We start from the raw sequence: 23307 nt of genomic DNA, 5'->3' as shown, positions 1-23307 counted from the left end.
GTACGCGCCGTCGTCGGGGTGCACGGGGCGTCGAATCCCGGGGGTGGGCCGACGATCTCGGGACCGGAGTTCGGCGGCCCGGTCCGGATCGAGCCGCAGCCAGCACAGTTCCTCGCCGGCCGTCTGGACCGAGCCGTCGGTGAGCCCCACTCTCGCGCGCGCGGCACCCACCACGCGGGCGATGCGATCCGCTGGATGGCGGGGATCGATGGGGCAGTACACCGCGCCGGTCTTGGCGACCGCCCACAGTGCGAGCTGCGCCCGTGCCGACCGTCCGAACGAGCAGACCACGACATCGTCCGGGCCGACGCCCTGCTCGACCAGTTCGGCGGCGAGATGGGAACTGGCGTTGTCCAGCTCCTCGTACGTCCAGGTGCCGAGGTCGTCGACGACGGCAGGATGGCCGCCGCGCGACCGGACGGCGGCGGCGAACAGACCGGGAAGGACCACGACGGCCGGGTCCGGGTCACCGGAGACCAGCGGCGCCATGTCCTCGTCGCCGGCGAGCAGCTCGAGATCCCCGACCGGCGTGGTCGTGTCGGCGACCGCCCCGACGAGGAGGCCGACGAATCGGTCGGCCAGGCGCCGGGCGTCGGCATCGTCGTAGAGGTCGGTGGCGTAGGTGAGGGTGCCCCGCCACGGAGCACCCGCCGCCCCGTCGGTGCGGACCGCCATCGTGAGGTCGAACTTGGCGGAGTCGTCCACCACGGACACCGGACCGATGTCGAGACCGGCCAGCTCTGTCGACAGGTCCGCGGGCAGTGTTGTGGCCTCGGAGGTCGTCAGCAGGACCTGGACGAGCGGTGCGTACGACGCGGCCCGGGTGACCCCGAGCGTGTCGATCACCTCGTCGAAGGGAACGTCGGCGTGCGCGAGGGCGTCGAGGTCGCGGTCGCGGATCTCGGCGAGGAGGTCGGCGAAACCGTCTTCGGCCGCGACCCGGCTGCGCAGGGCGACGGTGTTGACGAACATACCGATCAGGTCGTCGGTCTCGCCGTCCCGTCCGGCGGTGGCGGTGCCGATGACGACGTCTTCGCTACCCGAGAGACGGCTCAGAAGCGCCGCGAGAGCGGCGTGCAGCACCATGAACGTGGTGGTCCCGGTGGCCCGGGCGAGGTCGGCGGCAGCCAGCGCGGCCCGACCGGGAATCGTGAAGTCGACCGTGGCACCGCGTGTCTCGCGGTTCGCCGGTCGCGGGTGGGTGGTCGGGAGATCGAGAAGCGCGGGCGCACCGGCGAGGCGGTCCGCCCACCACTGCCGTCGGGTGACCGCGGTGGCGTCGCTGTCACGGAGTTCCAGGACGTGGTCGGCGTACTGGCGGTGCAACGGCGTCCAGTCCGGTGTCCCGCCGTCTCGTCGTGCGAGGTAGGCGGTGAGCAGGTCGCGGGCCAGAACCGGTCCCGACGCACCGTCCGCGGCGATGTGGTGAACCGCGATGACGAGCAGCGCACCGTCGGCCGGGTCGGCGTGCAAGCGTGCCCGCAGCGGCCGGTCCCGGGTGAGGTCGTACGGTATCGAGGGAACTGCCATCGCCTCGGCGTCGGAATCGACCACCTGCCAGTCGAATCCGGCATCATCGGCGACGGCCTGGTGCGGTCTGCCGTCCGGGCCGAGCGGATAGGTGGTCCGGAGGATCTCGTGCCGCGCGATCACGTCGCCGATCGCGCGCCGCACGTCCTCGACGTCGAACTGTCCGCGAATACGGAATCCGAACGGGATGACGTACGACGCGACGTCGGGTTCGAACTGGTTGAGGAACCACATGCGTCGTTGCGCACTCGAGAGCGGCAGGACGTCGGGGCGTGACGACGATCCGGCGGACCTCTCGCCCACCTCGACGCCGGGGGCCGCGGCGTCGACGCCGGATCGCCCGACGAGTGCGGCGAGACCGCGCACGGTCGGTTCGTCGAAGACGTCGCGCACGGTCACCGGCACGCCGAGTGTCCGCCCCAACTGCGACGCGAGACGCGTTGCTGCCAGCGAGTTCCCGCCGGCGTCGAAAAAGCTCGTGCCGGCCGAGATCTCGTCGATGCCGAGCACGTCGGCGAAGATGTCGGCGACGGCGGTCTCGACGGGTGTCGACGGGGCGACATACTCGTCGGCAGCGTACGCCGGATGTGGGAGCGCCTTGCGATCGATCTTGCCCGCGGTGTTCGACGGCATCTCGTCGAGGATCACCCAGGAGGTGGGACGCATGTAGCCGGGCAGCTTCTCGGCCACGGTCCGGACGGCGTCGAGGTCGACATCCGATCCGGTCAGGTGGGCCACCAGCTGCTCTCCGGCGGGCAGTTCCATCACGGACACCACGACCTGGGTAACGCCGGGTGCGGTGTGCAGGACCGACTCGATCTCCCCCAACTCGATCCGCTGCCCACGCAACTTCACCTGAAAATCACTACGCCCCAAATACTCCAACTCACCAACACCAGACCACCGCACCCGATCACCCGTCCGATACAACCGCAACCCAGACCCACCAAACGGATCCGCCACAAACCGCTCCGCAGTCAACCCCGACCGCGACGCATACCCCCGAGCCACCTGCACCCCACCCAGATACAACTCACCAACCACACCCACCGGCACCGGCCGCAACCGCGAATCCAACACCCACACCGACACATTCGGCACCGCACGACCAATCGGCACCACCACCTCACCACCGCCGACCACATACGACGTCACATCCACCGCAGCCTCAGTCGGCCCATACAAATTCACCACCCGCACACCAGGCACCAACCCCCGCAACCCCTCCACACCCGCAACACCCAACGCCTCACCCGAACAGAACACCTGCCGCAACGACCCCAAACCCACACCACCCGAACCACCCAGCGCATCAACAAACACCGACAACATCGACGGCACAAAATGACACACCGACACACCAAACCGCTCCACCACCGAAGCCACATACCACGGATCCCGATGCCCACCCGGCTCCGCCACCACCACCGAAGCACCAACCATCAACGGCCAGAACAACTCCCACACCGACACATCAAACGACACCGGCGTCTTCCACAACACCACATCATCACCAGTCACCCCGAACAACGACTGCATCCACCCCAACCGATTCACCACCGCCCCATGCGACACCGTCACACCCTTCGGCCGACCCGTCGACCCAGACGTGAACAACGTGTACACACCCACCAACGGCGACAACACCCCCACCTCATCCACCACCGCACCCAACTCCACACCACCATCAACACCCGAAACACCCGACCCCACACCACAATCCACCACCAACCGCTCCACACCAGAAGGCACCACCACCTCCTCAGACCCCCGCGTCAACACCACACCCACACCCGCCGTCGACAACATGTAACCCACCCGCTCCACCGGCGCATCCACCTCCACCGGCACATACCGCCCACCCACAACCACCACCGCATGCACCGCCACCAACAACTCCACGACCGCGACATCACCACCCCAACAGCAGAATCCACCCCCACACCCACACCCAACAACCGCCGCGCAACCCCCGCCACCAAACCACCGAACTCCCCATACGACACCACCCGATCCCCACACCACACCGCCACCTGCGACCCCGACAACCCCACCCGCTCAGCCACCACCGAACCCACCGAACGACCACCCCACCCCAACTCCACCACCGCACCCCGCGACCACGTCTCGACCGTGCCGCGCATCTCCGCGGGCATCGGGTCGAGCGCCGCAACGGGCGTGTCGGGGTCGTCGGCGAGCAACTGCAGGAGATCGACCAGCGATGCCGCGATCACCTCGGCGACCTCGGCGTCGACGGCGGTCAGATTGGCCTTCACAGTGAGCGACAGCTCGTCGGCGTCCGGGGCGGCGATGAGCGCCAGCGGATAGTGGGTCGCGTCCGAGGTGGTCACGTCGCGGATCTCGAGCCCTGACGTGCGCGATCCCTCCAGCACGGTTCCCGTGTCGACTGGATAGGACTCGTAGACGACCAGGGTGTCGAAGAGCGCGGGATGCCCGGAGGCGCGGGTGATCTCGCCCAGACCGAGGAACTGGTGGTCGACGAGCCCGGTACGGGAAGCGTGGAGCGTCGTCACCAGATCGGCGACCGTCCGGTTCGGGTCGACGTCCGCGACGACGGGCACCGTGTTGATGAAGAGACCGATCATGGCGTCGGCCCCGTCGAGGTCGGCCGGCCGACCCGACACCGTCTCGCCGAAGACGACGCGTTGTTCTCCGGTCAGTCGCGACAGCAGGATCGACCAGGCCGCGTGGAGTGCGGTGCTCGTGGTGCTGCCGAGTTGCCGGACCCGTTCCTCCAGCCGGGCACGGCCGGCGGCGTCCAGGCGCGCGGCGATCTCGTACGGACGGCGCTCCTCCTGGCGGGCGCGGGCGGCGTGGTGGGGCGCGACCACGGTGGGCGTGACGTCGGCGAGAGTGTTCTGCCACGCAGTGAGGGCAGCGGCACGATCTCGGCGATCCAGCCACTCGAGGTAGGACTCCATGTCGATGGCCGGGGTGACCGCGGGACGGCCGAGATGTGCGGCGAGGAGATCGGCGACGAGGATCGGCCCGGACCACCCGTCGAGGATGATGTGGTGCGCGGTGATCACGACGGTGTGTGCGGGACCGGCGATGCTGTGGTGCGCGACGGCGGTGAACCTGATCAGCGGCGGCGAATCGAGGTGGAACGGCCTGGTGCGATCCTCTTCGGCGAGTTCGGCGATGCGATCCGCCGCATCCGCGAGCTCTGCTGCCGTGAGGTCGATGCCGCGGAAGTCGGGGTCCGTCACCACCGCGTGATCCGCCGGCGGGATCACGACGACGGGTCGGCCCGACCCGCTCCGGGTGAACGCGGACCGCAGGACCCGTTGGCGCGCCAGCAGTTCGCGGACCGCCGGAAGCAACGCGGTCGGCGCGTGCTCACCGGCGAACTCGATGATCGATTGTGTGACATAGGGGTCGGTCGGATGCCCTGCGCCGTCGAACCCAGGGCCGTCGAACTCAGGGGTACCGGCGAGTCGTTCGGCCTCGTAGATCAACCCCTGTTGCAGCGGGGTCGGCGGCCAGATCGCCGGCGCGGTGTGGGAACGACCCGCCGAGTACCTCTCGACCAGATCGTCGATCTCGGTCTGCGAGACTCCCCCGCCGATGACGTCGGTCTCGCTGGGCCCCGGATCCCCCACCGATTCCACGTATGCGGTCAGCGAGGACAGTGCGGCATCCCATCGAGAGGCGATGTCGTCGAGGACGTCGCGACCGAGTACCGCTTCGGGCGCCGAGAGATCCAGTCGCAACGAGCGCCCGCGCGGGGACGGCACCGTCCCCATGGTTGCGGTGAGCGCGGCGAGAGCCGCCATGTCGCCGGTCACCGACGGCGGGAGCACCGGCGCGTCGCCGACCGGAAGGAACTCGGTGGCCGTCGTGTCGGCGTCGTCCTCCGAACCGGCCAGACTCCCCAGGTAATTGACGGTCACCGGCGGTAACGGGCGGTCACGGAGGGGCGACCCAGGCCGTGACCAGCGCAGCGGACCGAACGCGATGCCGTTGTCGGGCATGCGTTTCTGCCGGTCCTTGAGGGACTTGAGGATCGTCGCCAGGTCGCGTCCGGGTGAGGTCCCGGTCTCGGGGATCTCGACGCCGACCGGGACGAAGGAGGTGAACCAGCCGACGGTCTCGCTCAGGTCGGCGCCCGGGGCGACGGACTCCTCGCGCCCATGGTTCTCCAGGAGCACCGACACCGTGCGGGCGTCGTACCCGAGTCGACCGGCGGCCGTCCCGGTGGCGAGGGCGTAGGCGAGGGCCGCGGCGACCACGGTGTCGGCGCGGGCGCCGAACGCATCCGCGACCCGACCCAGCACGGACTCGGTGCGATCGGGTCCGACGACGTGGGTCGTGGAGACGGTGGTTCGCAACCGATCTCGGACGGGATCGAGCACCGAGTCGGACGACGGTGGCAGCTGTTCGGTCCACCAGTCGATCTCGTGCTCGCGGTCGGCGAGTTCGGACAACACCTGCGCCCACCGGCGGAAAGACGTCCCGTGGGCGGTGACCTGCGGCTGGTCGCCGCTGCGGTACTGCCACCAGGCGCGGGCCAGGCCGGACACGATGGTCGGCCACGACACCGCGTCGACGCCGAGGTGATGGATCGCGATCACCAACCGGCCGACCGTGTCCCGGCCGTCGGCGACCCGCACTCCCACGGCCGCGACGAGTCGTCCCCGTTCGGGTGAGAGGGCGCCGAGAGCACGTCGATGCGCCTCTCGCACCGCCTCACCGAGAGTGGCTGCCGCAGAACCGGTGGCCGGCCGCACCGGGTCGAGGATCTCGACCAGGACGTCGTGGGCGCTTCCGGCTCCGGCGATCACGACGGGATCGCCGTCCTCGCCGATCTGCAACGACGCGGTGAGCATCGGGTGCGCTGCCACCACCGCAGCGGTCACGGCGCGCAGGGCGTCTTCGTCGATGTCGGCCGGCAGGGTCAGCACCGTGCTCTGCGAGAAGTCGGCGATGTCGTCGAGCCCATCGGCGAGGTCGAGCATCCACGCCACGCCCGGCGTCGACGCGACCGGTCCGATGCCGCCGCCGGACAGCTCGTCGAGCACCGCGTCGGGTTCATGCCGGGACAGCTGCGCGAGGTCGCGGATCGTCGCGGCGCCGAACACGTCACGCGGGGTGAGACCGAAACCGGCGGCCCGCAGCATCGAGGTCAGGCGGATCGACGCGATCGAATCGCCGCCGAGAGCGAAGAACGAACTGGTCATCGGGACCTGTTCGACACCGAGGACGGCGGCGACGATCCCGGCGACGACGCGTTCGGTGTCCGTCACCGGCTCCGCATCGGACCCGGTGTGCACCAGCATGTCGAAAAGCGGCGCGGGAAGCGCCTTCCGGTCGAGCTTTCCGGCGCTACTGAGCGGCGCATCGGGCAGCGTGACCCACAGCGTGGGCCGCATGTAGGCGGGCAGCGAAGCCGCCACCGCCTCCCGCGCACGGCGGACGCTGTCGGCGCTCTCGGGTCCGATCAGGTACCCGACGAGATGCTCCGCGCCGCCCGGGGACCGCGCCAGGGTCACCGCGGCCTGCCGTACCCCGGAGACGGTCGCGAGCACGGACTCGATCTCGCCCAACTCGATCCGCTGGCCGCGGAGCTTCACCTGGAAGTCGCTGCGGCCCAGGTACTCCAGCTCGCCGGAGCGGTTGCGGCGGACCAGGTCCCCGGTGCGGTAGAGCCTGTCCCCTCGCCCGAACGGGTCGGCGACGAAACGGTCCGCGGTCAGATCGGCGCGCCCGGCATACCCCCGGGCCAGCTGGACACCGCCGAGATACAGTTCGCCGGCGACGCCGGTCGGTACCGGCCGTAGACGGTCGTCGAGGACGAGGCTCTGCGTGTTCCAGATCGGCCGGCCCATCGGCACCACCTCGCGGTGATCGCCGAGGGTGGCGGCGGTGACCTCCACCGCGGCCTCGGTCGGACCGAAGAGATTGTGGACCCGCACCCGGGGCAGGACGGCGCGCACCGCGGCGAGGGTGGCCGGCGCCAGCGCCTCGCCCGAGCAGTAGAGGTGTCGCAGGCTCCGCGGCACCCCGCCCCCCGTGTGGTCGAGGACCTCGACGAAGACCGTCAGCAACGACGGGACGAAGTGCACGGTGGAGACCTGCTCGTCGTCTATCAGCCGGGCGATGGCGTGTGGGTCGAGGTGTGCATCGTCGGGTGCGATGACCATCCGGGCGCCGGTGATCGGCGGGGTGAAGAGCTCGGGCACCGACACGTCGAAGGTCGCCGGCGTCTTCAACAGGACCGCGTCGTCAGGGCCGATGCCGAATTCCTGGATGCCCCAAAGCAATCGGTTCATCACGGCCCGGTGGGTCACGGTCACGCCCTTGGGCCGGCCGGTGGACCCGGAGGTGAACAGGGTGTAGGCGGCGTGGTCGGCCAGGAGCGGCGCCCGCCGTTCGGCGTCGGTGACCGGGGTGGTGTCGAGATCCACCGGGTTGGTGGAATCGACGACGATCACCCGGTTCACGACGCCGCCGATCGTCGTACCGTCCGCTTCATCGGGGCCTGCCGCGCCGGGTGCGACGAGACCGATGTCCGCTCGCGCGGTGTCGATCATGTAGCGCACCCGGTCCACCGGCGCATCGGTGGCCACCGGGACGTACTGGCCGCCCGCGGCGAGGACCGCGTGGATCGCGACCACCAGTTCGACCGATCGCGGTATACACACGGCGACACTGTCTTCCGGGCCGACGCCGGCGGCGATCAGCTCTCGCGCGACCACCGCCACCCGGGCGGCGAACTCCCGATGGGTGATCGACCGGCCGGCGCAGCGCAACGCGACCGCGTCCGGTGAGATCCGGGACCCGGCGACCACGGCATCCGCCAGTGTCTCCGGCAGCAGGGTCACGATGCGGCCGAGTCCGAGCTCGTACTGGGCTTGTTGCTGAGCCTCGGTGAGCAGCGGGATGTCCGCGACCGGCACGTCGAGGTCGTCGGCCAGAACGGTGAGGGTGGACTCCAGCGCGGCGGAGATCGTCTCCGCGGTCTCCTGGTCGAACAGAGCGGTGGCGTACGTGATCGACCCGGCGAGCGTCCCGTCGACACCCTCCCGGGAACCGATGGTGAGGTCGAATTTCGCGGTGGTGTCATCGATCTCGACGAACTCGGCGGCCAGGTCGCCCATGGTCACGCCGGCCATCACCGGTTCGGCACCGGCGGTGTGCACCAGCATCACCTGTGCCAACGGCTCGACGTTCTCCGTGCGCGGCGGATCGACGGCGTCGACGACGCGCTCGAACGGCACCTCTGCGTGATCGAAGGCGGCCACGTCGGCCAGCTTGACCCGGTCGAGGAGGGCCCCGCCGGTGAGCTGCGGGTCCACGTCGACGCGCAACACGACGGTGTTGACGAACATACCGATCAGCTCGTCGAGAACGCGGTGTCCGCGCCCCGCCACCGGTGTCGCGACCGCGATCTCGGCGGTCGACGTCAACCGCGCGAGTACGGCCGCCACCGCGGTGTGCAGGACCATGAACAGCGTCGCGCGCTGTTCGGAGGCGCGGCGTCGAAGACCGGCCACCACGGTCGCCGGCAACGACCACCGCACGGTCGCCGCCCTGGCATCGGGTCTGAGGGTGCGCGGCCGGTCCAGGGGCAGCGGCAGCACGTCCGGCAGCCCGCGGAGCTGCTGCCTCCAGTAGGACAGCTGGCGTGACATCTCCGAGTCCGGGTCGGCCGGCTCCCCCAGGCGATGCCGTTGCCACACCGCGTAATCCGCGTACTGGAGGGTCAGCGGCGTCCAGCGTGGTGCCCGGCCGGAGCGGCGTGCGTCGTAGGCCTCGACCACCTCGCGGGCGAGGATCGGCGCCGACTCGCCGTCGGCGGCGATGTGGTGGAGCGCGATCACGAGCACGTGGTCGGTGTCCGTGGAGCTGAGGATCCGCGCACGCAGAGGGAGATCGCGGGTCACGTCGAACGGTTGTGAGATCGTGGCGGTGATCTCCTCGGCGACCAGGCTGTCCGGCGCGATCCCGGAGATGACGGTGTGTCCGACCGGGACCAGGCCGGGGTGAGACTTGCGCACCACCTGGATGGGTTCGGCTGCGTCTGTTGCTTCCGGATCGGTGGGATAGATCGTGCGGAGCACTTCGTGCCGCTCGGCCACGTCGTTGATCGCCTCGTGCATCGCGTCCACGTCGAGGTCGCCGTGCAGTCGCACGACGATGGGGATCACATATGCGGCAGAGCCCGGGTCGAACTGGTTGAGGAACCACATCCGCCGCTGGGCGTAGGACAACGGGACCGGTTCGGGTCGCGCCATCACGCCGGGCACGGGACCGGTTGCGCGACCATCGATCCCGCCGGTGTCGAGCAGCGTCGCGAGGGCCTCGACGGTCGGGGCCTCGAAGATCACCCGCACCCCGATCTCGACACCGAACTCCGCGCCGAGGCGGGCGACCACTCGGGTCGCGGACAGCGACGTACCGCCGAGATCGAAGAACGAGTCGAGCGCCGAGACGCCCGGGCCGCCGGCCGCGCCCTCCATGCCGAGGACCTCGGCGAAGACCGCCGCGACCGCGCGTTCGGTGTCGGTGCGCGGTTCGAGGTGGACGCCACTCGAGAACTCGGGTGCCGGCAGTGCGGCGCGGTCGAGTTTGCCGGTCGCCGCGAGGGGGATCTCGTCGAGCGGGACGATCGCGGTCGGCACCATGTGCGCAGGCAGATGCCGGGCCGCATGGGCGGTCAGCGCCGGCACGTCGACGGCCGCGCCGTCGCTGCCGTGGACCCAGGACACCAGCACGGTCTCACCCGACGTCGGGTGCGCGATGCCGGCGGTGGTCGAGAAGTCGACCGCGGCAGAGCTTTCCAGGACGGCGTCGATCTCGCCCGTCTCGATCCGGAATCCGCGGATCTTCACCTGGAAGTCGCTGCGGCCGAGGAAGTCGAGTTCCCATCGGCCGTCCCGGCGGCGCCGGCGGACGAGGTCACCGGTCCGGTACATCCGCTCACCCGGCCGCCCGAACGGTGCGGCGACGAACCGCTCGGCGGTCAGCGCGGTCTGGTTCAGGTAGCCGACGGCCAGCGCCGGGCCGACGAGATACAGCTCGCCCGCGACGCCGGGCGGGACCGGATGGAGTCGCGCGTCGAGGACGAGTACACCCACACCCGCGATGGGTCCGCCGATGGTGACGGGTTGTCCCGGACGCATCGCGGCGGAGGCGGTCGACCAGATCGTCGCCTCGGTGGGCCCGTAGAGGTTGTACATCGCACGCCCGTCCGACCAGGCGCGGACGAGCTCGGGTGAGCAGGCGTCGCCGGCGACGCACACCACCCGGAGGTCGGGGAACATCTCGGCGGCGGGCACCGTGGCCAGCGCACTCGGCGTGATCGTCAGGTGCGAGACGGACTCGTCGGCGATGACCGACGCCAGTTCGCGGCCGCCGGTGACCCCCGGCGGCACCACGACCATCGTCGAGGCCCCGGCAACCGCGACGAGGGTCTCGAACACCGAGGCGTCGAATCCCGGTGCGGCAAAACGCAGTACCCGTGACTCCGGGCTCAGGTCGAATCGGGACCGGGCGTCGGCGACCAGATCCGCGAGCCCGCGGTGCGAGACCGCGACGCCCTTGGGTCGCCCGGTCGAGCCCGAGGTGAAGATGATGTAGGCGGTGTCGTCGATCCGATCGTCGGGCACCGGGTTGTCGAGGGCAACCGGCTGCGATGCCCACCGGGTGGGATCGGTCAGGTCGACGAGGTCGTCGACGAGGAGCCAGGTCGTGCCGTCGTCGGCCTCGGCCCGTGCGTCCGAGGAGCCCGGCGCACCGGGCGCCGAACTCGTGACGCCGAGCGTCGCGGCCAGCGTGCCGGTCATGTAGCGGATGCGTTCGGCGGGCTGCGACGGGTCGATGAGACCGACCGCGGCGCCGGTGCGGACGATGGCCCAGAAGGCCACCGTGCCTAACAACGATCGCGGCACGGCCAGCGCGATCACCGCGCCCGGTCGTGCGCCCCGCGACCGCAGTTCCGCGGCGACCAGTCGTGTGGCGATGTCGAGTTCGGCGTAGGTCAGCGTGGTGTCACCGTCGGTGACCGCGACACCGTCGGGGTTGCGGGCCGCCGCGGCGTCGAACAGCCCGGGCAGCGTGACCTTCTTCTCGGCCAGGGCCGGTGAGCTCAGGAGAGCCGGGGCGTCGTCGGGCTCCCCGGTCGGGAGGTCACCGATCGGGGTCTGCGGCGATTCGACGACCGCATGCGCGATGGACAGCAGACGACGCGCCAGATCGGCGACGGTGTCGGGGTCGAACAGCGCCGTCGCATAGGTGATCACGACCGGGGTGTCCTCGTCGCGGGGTCGACCGGGCGGGTCGACAACGGTCACCTGCAGGTCGACCTTGGCGCTGGTGACCGGGGCCTCGAGTTCGGAGACGACCAGACCGGGGAGTTCGACCCTCGGCCGGTCGGTGTTCTGGAAGGCGAGCGCCACCTGGAACAGCGGCGGGTGTGCGGTGCTGCGGGCGGTCGTCACCTCCTCCACGACCGTCTCGAAGGGCAGGTCGGCGTGATCGAGTGCGGCGATGTCGGTCTCGCGGCAGGCCGCGAGGACCGTGGCGAAGTCCGCATCGCGGCGCAGGGGCGTGCGCAGCGCGAGGGTGTTCACGAACATCCCGATGAGGCCGTCGAGCCGACGGTCGCCGCGCCCCTCCACCGGTGTGCCGATCACCAGATCGGTGCTGCTTCCCGACCGCAGGAGGGTGACCGCGAGAAGCGCGTGCACGCACATGAACATGGTCGCGTCGTGCCGGTCGGCGAGTTCGCGCAGGCGTGACCAGGTCGACGCATCGATCACCGTCGACAGTTCCGCACCGCTCTCCTCGCGCAGAGCCGCCCGCGGGCGATCCAGCGGCAGATCGGTGAGTTCCGGGGCGTCGGCGAGTTGCGTTCTCCAGTAACCAAGTTGGCGTGCTGCAAGCGACTCGGGGTCGGTGAGATCACCGAGGATCTCGTGATGCCACACCGCATAGTCGGCGTAATGCACCGGCAGCGGGGACCATTCGGGCGCATGACCGGACTGCCGCGCCTGGTAGGCCTCGACGAAATCGGCCACCAGCGGCGCCATCGACCCACCGTCGCCGATGATGTGATGGACGACCAGGACGAGCACCCACTCGTCGTCGGCGACCCGGATGAGGCGCGCGCGCACCGGTGCTCCCCGCTCGAGGTCGAAGCCGCGCGTGACGATGTCGGCGACGGTCGCGGTCACCCCGGCAGACCCGGAGCCGCGCATGTCGATCGGCGGATCCACCCGCGCGTCGTGCCGGGCGGTGTCGGGATCGTCGACGATCTGCTGCGGAACGCCGTCGACGGCGACGAACCGCGTGCGCAACGTTTCATGGCGGGCGATCAGGTCATCGAGCGCCGCGGCCACCGAAGCCGGTTCCAGGCGTGGGCCGGGCAGATCGGCGGTGGTTCGCCCGCGCAGGCGCAAGACGGCCGGGATGAGATAGGCCGGTCCGCCCGGGTTCATGGTCTCCAGGAACCAGATCCGTCGCTGGGCAGGCGACAGCGGAAGCGGACCGGTCCGTTCCACCGGACGCAACGGCGGTCGCGTGGACTCCTGCCGGTCGCCCTCGGCGAGACGCGTGTCGATCGCCGCGGCGAGTGCGCGGACCGTGGGGGTCGTGAACAGATCGCGTGCCGCCACCGTGGTCCCGAAGTCCTCGGCGGCGCGTGCGGCGACGCGAGTCGCGGTGAGCGAGTTGCCGCCGAGGTCGAACAGTGATGCGGTGACACTGATCTCGGTCTCGCCGAGGATCTCCGCGAGGAGGGCGGCGAGCCGTTCCTCGGTGGGTGTGGCCGGTGGTTCGTGGGTTCCGGTGTCGTCGGTGGTGTCCGGTTCGGGCAGGACCGCGCGGTCGAGCTTGCCGTTGACCGTGAGCGGCAGCGCGTCGAGCCACACGAACAGGGTCGGCACCATGTACTCCGGCAGCGCGGCAGCGAGCCGGTCCCGGACGGTCGCCTCGTCCGGGGCTCTGCCGGCCGTGGGAACGAGGTAGCCGACGAGATGCTCGGTGTCGCCGCGCATCCGGATGTCGGCGCCGGCCGCGTCGATGCCGTCGATCGCGGACATCGCCGACTCGACCTCGCCGAGTTCGATGCGGAAACCGCGCAGCTTCACCTGTCCGTCGCGGCGGCCGACGAATTCGATCGATCCGTTGCGGGCGACACCGACGTCACCGGTCCGGTACATCCGACTGCCCGGCGGACCGAACGGGTCGGCGACGTAGCGTGTCGCCGTCAGACCGTGGCGTCGCAGGAAGCCCCGGGTGACCTGGAGGCCCGAGACGTACAGTTCCCCGGGCACGCCGTCGGGCAGCGGCGCGAGCCGGCCGTCGAGGACATGCACACGGGAACCCAGTAGCGGCCCACCGATGTCGGAAGCCGTTGCGGTCTCGACGAATTCGCGCGTCAGATCACGGCGCGTCATGTACACCGTGGTCTCGGTGGGCCCGTACATGTTGTTGAGCTGCGGACCGGGGACGTCGGCTCCCGGTCTGGTCGGCGAACCGTCGGCGATGCGGTCGGCCTGCCACTTGCGCACATGCTCGTAGTCGAGGAGCTCGCCCGAGAAGTGGAGTCGTCGAACCGTTTCCGGCAGTGCAGAGCCGTGGGGCGGGCGTACCGCCGCCGCGAACTGGTAGAAGGACGAGGGGGTGAAGTTGACGATCGTGACGCCTTCGCGGTCGAACACCTCGACCACGTCGTCCGGGGCACGGGTGGTGGCGTGGTCGAGCACGACGAGACGTCCCCCGGCGAGAAGTGCGGCCCAGAGCTCCCCCACCGATACGTCGAAGGCGTAGGAGTGGAACATCGACCACACGTCGTCGGGTGTGCTCTCGACCAGCGCGTCGAGCGCGACGACCAGCGAGATCACGTTGTCGTGGGTGACCACGACCCCCTTGGGCACCCCCGTCGAACCGGAGGTGTACATGACGTAGGCACTCGAGTGAGCCCCCACGCGTTCGGGAAGTCCCGTCACCGGGAGAGGTTCCGCCCAGGCCGTCAGATCGTCGGGTGTCGAGATGCGCGCGGGCATGTCCGACCACGCGGCCGCTGTCTCAGGGTCGGCGAGGACGAGCACCGGCGCGGCGTCGTCGACGATGGTGCGCAATCTCGCGATGGGATGCGTCCGGTCGAGCGGCAGGTATGCCGCACCGGTCTTGAGCACCGCGAGCAGCGCGACGATGAGGTCCGCCGACCTCGGCATCGCCACGCCGACCAGGGTTTCCGGCCCGGCGCCGGCGACGGCGAGCGCGCGGGCCAGTCGCTCCGTCCGGTCGTCGAGGTCGCGGTAGGTGATCGTTGCGCCGTGGAGATCGGTGAGGGCGACGGCGTCGGGGCGCCGGTGTGCCGACACCCGGAACAGGCCCGGGAGCGATTCGACATCGCCCGCGCCGAGGACATCGTCGATCCGCCGTTCCAGGTCGGCGAGGACCTCACCGGCTGTCGCCGCCAACTGTGCCGGAGTGGTCCCCGTCCGCGGCAGCAGAGCCGTGACCGTTGCGCGTAGCGCCGGGGTCGGGTCGACGCCGCGAGCGGCCAGGGTGGTCGCCGCAACCGTGACCCGCCTGTGCAACTCGCGGAAGCTCACCGGTCCGTTGACGCCGACCATCGCCTCGGCGTCGGCGGCGTGGGTCGCGGCGAAGGTGAGCCTGCGCAGCGCCGCCGGCTGATGTGTTGACCCCGCGGACGTGCGCGCCCCGACGCTGCGCGAAACCGAGGTGTCCGACGTCACGCGGGCTCCACCCGGTTCCGTCGTGGTTCACCGGGGATTGCGTCACCGGGCACTGCGTCGACGCGCCCGGACAGGGCGGTCGTCGCCGCGGTGCGGACGCACGCGAACACCTCGTCGATGGTCCGGTCGGCGTCGGCGAGGAGCGTGGTGACCGCGACCGTCAAGGCCTCCGACGGGTCCTCGTCCGGCACGGAGAACGCCATGGCCACCGAGGTGGCCTCGAGATCGGCGAACGTGACCGAGGGTGCCCCGGGGATGCCGATCACCGCATCCGGCGCCGTCGCCGCGACCGTGGACACGAGTTCGTGCAGCGGCTGCTCGGCGTCGACGATCTCGGCCGACTGCCCGTCGGCCCAGATCGACAGGTCGCCCACCGGCGTCCCCGGCCGGGCGGCGATGTCGATGAGCAGGTTCTGGTACCGCTCCGCGATCCGTTCGGCTCCGGCACGGTCGAAGAGGTCGGTGTCGTAGGCGATCTGGCCACCGAGCGCACCACCCCGGTCCACCCCGTCGAGGTCGTCGGGGTACACCATGATCTCGAGGTCGACCTTGGCCGCCAGAGACGACGACGGTCGCAGACGAACGGACAGACCGTCGAGGCTCATCGCGGGGATGTCGAGGTTCTGGTACGAGAGCATGACCGAGAACAGCGGGTTGTGCCGGCCGCGGCGGGCCGGCCCCTTCTCGGCGCGGTTGAGGTGGTCGACGATCTGGTCGAAGGCGACGTCGGCGTGGGCGAGGTCGGTGACGTCCTCGGTCCGGACGCGACGCAGCAGCTCGTCGAAGGGTTCGTCGAGACGCAGACGGGTGCGCAACGGCACCGTGGTCGCGAGCATGCCGACCATGTCGGCGAGTGCGGGATCGTCGCGACCGGCAAAAGGCGTACCGATGACGATGTCCTCGCTGCCGGAAAGCCGACCGATCAGCACGGCGAGCGCCGCGTGCATCACGACGAACTGCGTGGTGTTGTTCACTCGTGCGAGGTGTTTGAGGACCGTCGCGGTCTCGGGCGGGACGGTCACGTCGACGACGCCGCCGCGGTGCCGGGGTTCGACGGGTCGTGGCCGGTCCGTCGGGATCACGGCGGGTTCGCGAACCGTCCCCAGGCGTTGTTCCCAGTACTCGAGTTGAGCCTGCTCCTCGGTGATCCCGCCGGATGCCTCGGCCGACAGTCGCTCGGCGTGCCAGATCGCGTAGTCGGCGTACTGGACCCGGGTCGGGCTCACCACCGCCGTCCACGGGCCGGCCTGCCCACCGATCCGGGCACGGTAGGCCGTCGTGAGGTCGCGCGCCAACGGTCGCAACGAACCGCCGTCGGCGTTGATGTGGTGCACCACGAACACGAGGAGGTGGTGGTCGGAGGCGAGTCGCAGGATCGCGGCGCGGACCGCGTTGGGACCGGTCAGGTCGAAGCCCGGTTCGACAACGGCGGCGATCTCCTCCTCGACGCGGTCCGGGGTGGTGTCGACGAGGGCCACCCGGAAGCCGCGCAGGGCGTCGACGGCCGGGATGATGACCTGCACCGGACGCCCCTCGTGCAGGGGGTAGCGCGTCCGGAGCGACTCGTGGCGGGCGATGACGTCGCCGAGTGCCCCGGTCAGGGCCGGATGTCCAGAGGACCGTCGAGTTCGAGGGTGAGTCCCACGTTGTACGCCGACGACGACGGGTCGATCTGGTTGAGCGACCACAGGCCTCGCTGGACACCGGTCAGGTCGACCATGTGCGGCCGCTCGCGGGGTGTCAGAACACGTCCCGCACCGGTGGACTCGACCGTACTCAGCGCGGCGACGAAACTCGCCACCGTCGGATTCTCGAACAGCAGGGCCAACGGCACCCTCCGGTCGATGTGCTGTTCCACCCGGTAGGTCACCTTGGTCGCCGACAGCGAACTGCCACCCAGTTCGAAGAAGCCGTCGTGCACGCTGACCGTCTGGAGTCCGAGCACGTCGGCGAAGACCTGTGCCACGGCCGCCTCGAGACGGCTTCGGGGGGCGACGTATTCGCGGGCGGGAGAGATCTCGACGGCAGGCAGCGCGCGCCGGTCGACCTTACCGGTGCGGGTCACCGGGAACTCGTCGAGCACCTGGACGGTGTGCGGGACGAGATGCGCAGGCAGATGGGCGACCGCGTGATCGACGATCTGCTCGGGGGCGGGTCCACGCCCCGGCACGCCCGTCACATAGGAGACCAGGACCGTGTCGCCCGCCGGCGTCGCCATACCCACACTCACCGAGTGCTCGACGTCGGGATGGGTGACGAGAACGGCGTCGACCTCCCCCGGCTCGACCCGCATGCCGCGAATCTTGATCTGGAAGTCGTTGCGGCCGTGGTAGATCAGCTCACCGTCGGCTGTCCACGAGACGAGATCGCCGGTGCGATACATCCGGGTGCCGCTCCCGAACGGGTCGGCGACGAACCGGCCCGCGGTCAATCCCGGACGTCCGTGGTACCCGCGCCCGAGCGAACGCCCCGCGAGATAGAGCTCGCCGACGACGCCGGGCGGCACCGGACGCAGTACCGCGTCGAGAACCCGCGCCCCGACGCCGGAGATCGGCCGGCCGATGGTCACCGGCGCCGTCGCGCACAACGGCTTGGACAGGGTCACCCAGATCGTGGTCTCGGTGGGGCCGTACAGGTTGAGCAGGGGCCGGCCGTCGGCGTACCACCGCGCGACGAGTTCCGGCGGGCAGTCCTCCCCCGCCACCATCATCGTCTCGACGCCGGGGATGTCCGCCGGGTCGACAGTGGCGAGCGCCGTCGGTGTGGCGCAGGCGTGCGTGACCCGGTGCCGGGTGATGACGTCGGCGAGTTCGGGACCGGCGAAGACATCGGACGGGCTGATCACCAGTTCCGCACCCGCACAGATCGCGAGGATGATCTCCCAGACCGCGACATCGAAACCCGGTGCGGCGAGCTGTAGTACGCGAGACGCCCGGGTCACACCGAGTCGGGCTTGCTGCTCGGCTACCATCTCCGCGAGCCCTGCGTGGGTGACCGCCGCAGCCTTCGGCCGCCCGGTGGAACCGGAGGTGAAGAGCAGGTATGCGAGATCGTCGACGTGGGCGCGTCGGGTCCGGTCCGCGTCGGTGACCGGATGGTCGCGGCGGCCCGCGATGTTCAGCTCGACCTCGAGGTCGTCGAGCAGCCACTCCTCGACACCCAGGTCACGCTGCTGCGGTGCGGCATCCGGGTCGGCGGCACGGTCGGCGACCACCACCGAGTCGAGGGTGATCACCAGCGCGGCGCCGCTGTCGGCGAGCATCGCCGCTCGGCGTCGTACCGGCAACCGCGCGTCGATGATGACGAAGGCGGCGCCACTCATCGCCACCCCGAGCATGGTGAGCACCATCCGAGGGGATCGCGGAATGCTCACGGCAACAACGCCTCCCGGACCGATTCCGCGGTCGGCGAGCAGGCGGGCCAGCTGATGGGTCGCGGTCGCCACCTCCGCCCAGGTCAGTCGTCCGGTACCGGCCCCGACATCGCCCGTCAGGGCGACGGCGGAAGGATCGGTGGAGGCGAATCCCCGTGCGATGAGCTCGGCGAGGGTCGTCTCCGGCTGGGCACCGCGAAGCGGTGCGGCGAGCGCGCGCAGCGCGTCGGGTTCGAGCAGGTCGATCGAAGCGAGTGCGCGGTCGGGCGCGGACACCATCTGGGTGAGGACCCGACGCAGCCGGGTTGCCAGGCCACGGACCGTGGTCTCGTCGAACAGGTCGGTGGCATAGGCGAATTCGACCGCGTAGTCGTCCGCACGCTCGGTCACCGAGACGGTGACGTCGTACTTCGCCGCCGGCACGCGCGCATCGAGCAGTTCCGCCGAGCCGGTCCAGTGCGACAGTTCGGTCAACTGGTCGGTCTGTACGCTCAACGCGACCTGGAACAGCGGCGAATGGGACGGCGACCGTTGCGGTGCGATGGCGTCGACGACCCGTTCGAAGGGCACGTCGGCGTGACTCATCGCCCGCGCGCAACGACGATGTGCCGCGGTCACCAGATCCCGCACGGTGTCGTCCGGACGCAACGCGGTGCGCAGGACGACGGTGTTGACGAACATGCCGACCAGTTCGGCGACGGCCGGATCGTCGCGTCCGGCGACCGCGGTGCCGATGCTGACGTCGTCCACCGCGGCGAGCCTGCCGAGGGTGAGGGCCAGGGCGGACTGGAAGACGGCGAACGGGGTGACGGCGAGGGTGGCGGCCAGGCTGCGGAGTCCGGCGGACAGATCGGCGTCCAGCGTGACGTCGAGATGGTCTCCTGCACTGGACATCACCCGGGGGCGCGGGCGGTCGGTGGGCAGTTGGAGCAGGTCGGGCGCGCCCTGCAGTTCGGCGCGCCAGAACTCGAGGCCCTCGACCAGCACGGGTGACGGGCGTTCCGGGGTTCCCAGGATCTCGGCGCGTTCGACGGCGACATCGGCGTACTGCATCGGCAGCGGGGCGAACTCCGGGAGTTCCCCGGCCCGTCTGCTCTCGTAGGCCGTCATCAGATCGCGGAGCAGTGGTCGCAACGAATGCCCGTCGGCGGCGATGTGATGCACGACGAGTACCACGACATCGCCGCGTGGGTCCCCGGTGAGCAGGCGGAAGCGGAACGGGATCTCCTCGGCGAGGTCGAATCCCACCTCGGCGACCGCGGCGATCGCCGCATCGAGACCGCGCTCGCCGACATCGATCGGCTCGGAGTCGAGCACGGCGCCGGCGGTCGCGGTGTCGAGGATGCGCTGTTCCGGTTCACCGTCGACCGCCGGGAACACGGTACGCAGGATTTCGTGCCGGTCGAGGACGTCGAGCGCCGCACGATGCAGCACCCCGGGATCCACCGCGTGGGTGAGTCGGAGCGCGCCGGACATGTTGTAGGTCGACTCGGCCGGCGACATGCGATTGATGAACCACAGCCGGGTCTGCGCCTGGGACAACGGAATCCGCGCCGGACGCGGCAGGCGTCGACGCTCCGGCGGTGCCGGCACGGAGTCTGCGACGACGGCGCGGGACGCCAGATCGGCGAGGTCGTCGCTGTCGAAGACGTCGGTGAGGGCGATCGTCAGGCCGTGTCCGATCCGGGCTCGGGAGACCATGCGGGCCGCGAGGAGGGAGTCGGCGCCCAGGGCGAAGAGATTGTCCGACAGGCTGACCCGTTCCCGGCCCAGTGCCTGGGCAACCAGCGAGACGATCGCCTTCTCCGCCGGTGTCCGCGCCTCACGGAACTCCGCGGTCCTGGCCGAGAGATCCGGGTCGGGCAGCGCCGACTGGTCGAGCTTTCCGGAGCGGTTCGTCGGGAAGGTGTCGAGGAACACCACGGCGAGCGGCACCATGTGGCCGGGCAGCCGCCGGCGACAGAAGGCGCGCACGGCGTCCGCATCGGGAACACCCGATGTTCCGCGGACGTATGCCACGAGTACGGGCGCCGGACCGAGGTCTCGCCGCGCCACGACGACCACGGCGTCGACGCCGGGCATCGAGGCGATCACCGACTCGACCTCGCCGAGTTCCACTCGCTGCCCGCGGATCTTCACCTGATGGTCGCTGCGACCCAGGTACTCGAGTTCCCCGTCCCGCGTCCACCGCACCAGGTCACCGGTCCGATACATCCGGACACCGGGCTCACCCAGCGGATCGGCCACGAAGCGGGCGGCGGTCTGCACCGTCGCGCCGAGATAGCCGTTGGCCAGCTGTGGGCCGACGAGGCACAGCTCGCCGGCCACGCCGACCGGGACCGGCCGCAGGCGGCGATCCAGAACCCGCACGACGGTGCCGGCCACGGGTCGGCCGATGGGCACGACGGGGTCGTCGGCGGTCACCCGATGGGACGTGACGTCGATCGCCGCCTCGGTGGGGCCGTAGAGATTGACCACACCGGCCGACGAGGTCTGGCGCAGGCGACGGGCCAGCTGCGCCGACAGTGCCTCTCCGGAGGTGAAGACCCAGCGCACCCGGTCGGGCAGCGACTTCGGCGCACCCGACTCGTCCTCGGTCTGACCCACTACGTCGAGATAGGCGTCGAGCATGGACGGGACGAAGTGCAGGACGGTGACCTCGGCCTCGTCGATGAGGTTCCGCAGGTAGGCGGGGTCCCGGTGGCCATCCGGTGCGGCGATGACCATCCGCGCACCTGTCTGCAAGGGCCACAGCAGCTCCCACACCGACACGTCGAAGGTCGCGGGGGTCTTGTAGAGCACCGCGTCGTCGGCGCCGATCGGGTGATCTCGCTGCATCCACGCGAGGCGGTGCTCGATCGCCGCGTGGTCGACCTCGACACCCTTGGGTACACCGGTCGAGCCGGACGTGAAGATCACGTACGCGGGCTGATGCGGCAACGGACGCGTGTGGAGGGGTGGCGCCTCGGCCCGGGGACCCGCCCCGGCGTTGATCGCGTCGATCCCACGGGCGGCGAGGAACGCCGCGTCGACGGTGACAGCAGGGCGGACGATCGCGGCGATCGCGCGGCGTCGTTCCTCCGGCTCCGCCGGATCGACGGGCACGTACACCGCCCCGAGGCCGACGGCCGCATAGATCGAGCACACCTGTTCGGGGGAGCGGTCGAGAGCGACGATCACCCGGTCCCCCGCGACGACTCCCTCGTCCGCGAACACGCGCGCGAATTCGCCCACCGCCAGCGACATCTCGCGGTAGGTCAGGCGCGAGTCCCCGAAGACGAGCGCGGTCGAATCCGGCGTTGCGACGACCTGTCGTGCGAAGGGGGCCAGGATGTGCTCCGCGGCGACATCGACCGCCGGGCCGCCGTCACCGAGCAGCTCGACCGCCGCCGGCTCACCGGGGATGAGCAGGTCCAGCGCCGCCACCGGACGATCCGGGGCGTCGACGAACTGCTCGAGCACGTGGAGCAGCCGCGCCCGGTGGGTGCCCAGTTCGTCGGGGTCGTACAGGGCCGGGTTGGCATGGAGGCCCACCTCCAGCGGCGCCTCGGGACCCGCGGCGAAGACGTTCATCACCAGGTCCTCGACCATGCCCGCGGACAGCATGTGATAGCTGACGTGCGCCCCGTCGATCTCGATCGGCTTGTCGAAGAGCAGTAGGTTCACGAGCGGACCGAAGGATGTGCCGGTCGCGTCACCGAAACCGGCTGCGGCGCGAATGTCCTCGGAGCGGTACCGCTGGTGCCGGAGAACCGCGGTGATCTCGGAGGTGACCGCGGCGACGACCTCCGCACAGGTCACCGCGCCCACCCCGTCGACGCGCAGCGGGAGCATGTTGGAGACCATGCCCATCGACTGTTTGATCCGGGCGGTCGTGCGGGCTGTGACCGGCAGGCTCAGCACGATGTCGTCGGCGCCCGACATCCGGGCGAGGAAGGCGGCGAAGGCCGCGGTGAGGACCGCGGCGACGGAGGCGTCGAGCTCTCGGGCGCGACACCGCAGACGGCTGTCGAGGTCGGCGTCGAGCATCCCTGCCGCGACCACCGTCTCGTTGCTGATGCCGGTAGTGGCCGGATGTGTGGCCAGCGACACCCGTTCGGGCAGTCCGGCGGCGCGTTGCGCCCAGAACGCGTGATCCTTCTCGTGGCGCGTGCTCTCGCGATAGGCGGCATCGTCGGCGATCACCTCGGCGAGTGTCGCGCGCCGAGGTGGGACGCGGGTCTCGGCCGCGACCGCTGCGTTGTAGCGCGCCACCGCTTCGTGCAGGCAGACGAGCGCGCCGTAACCGTCGAAGGCGATGTGATGACCGCGCATGTACCAGTAGGTACGGTTGTCCGCCACCCGGATGAACGCCGCGAAGCCGACCTGGTCGTTCAGCAGGTCGACCGGACGCTCATGATCCGCGCGCATCCAGTCGTCGGCCGCCGCGAGGGGATCGGGCCGGTCCCGGAGGTCCAGCTCGACCACGTCGAACGGCAGCGACTCGTCGATGTACTGCATCGGTGTGCCGTCGACCTCGGCGATCCGGGTGTAGGCGGTCTGGAGTTCCCGCGCACCCTCGATGACGCCACGACGGAACAGCTCCCGGTCGAACGGACGACCGTCGTCGAGGATGTCCAGGTAATGCGCGATGGTGATCGAGTGGTCGTCGTCGAGGTTCTCGGCGAACCACAT

Annotated in this window: 2 protein-coding genes and 1 pseudogene (1 of these 3 only partly in view); all 3 read right to left on the bottom strand. The window is 70.3% G+C overall.

Going from position 1 to position 23307, the window contains the following annotated elements:
• On the bottom strand, positions 1 to 3375 hold the 5' end (the start) of the coding sequence (locus tag BJF87_RS25210; RefSeq protein ID WP_262339138.1) for a non-ribosomal peptide synthetase. Its footprint begins 7539 nt before the window's first position; only the first 3375 of its 10914 coding nucleotides appear in the window; it begins with the start codon at positions 3373 to 3375; the stop codon falls past the left edge of the window.
• Entirely contained in the window at positions 3306 to 15260 is an 11955-nt protein-coding gene (locus BJF87_RS25580) for a non-ribosomal peptide synthetase (RefSeq protein ID WP_084813265.1), read from the bottom strand. The genes BJF87_RS25210 and BJF87_RS25580 overlap by 70 nt, the downstream gene beginning before the upstream one ends.
• Positions 15257 to 23307: pseudogene (locus BJF87_RS25185) on the bottom strand (amino acid adenylation domain-containing protein). The gene BJF87_RS25580 and the pseudogene BJF87_RS25185 overlap by 4 nt, the downstream one beginning before the upstream one ends.

Origin of the sequence: Gordonia sp. CNJ-863 (genome assembly GCF_001942325.1) — a bacterium.
GTDB lineage: Bacteria > Actinomycetota > Actinomycetes > Mycobacteriales > Mycobacteriaceae > Gordonia > Gordonia alkanivorans.
The sequence above is the reverse complement of the archived record's forward strand: the minus strand, read 5'-3'. Positions and strand labels throughout refer to the sequence as shown.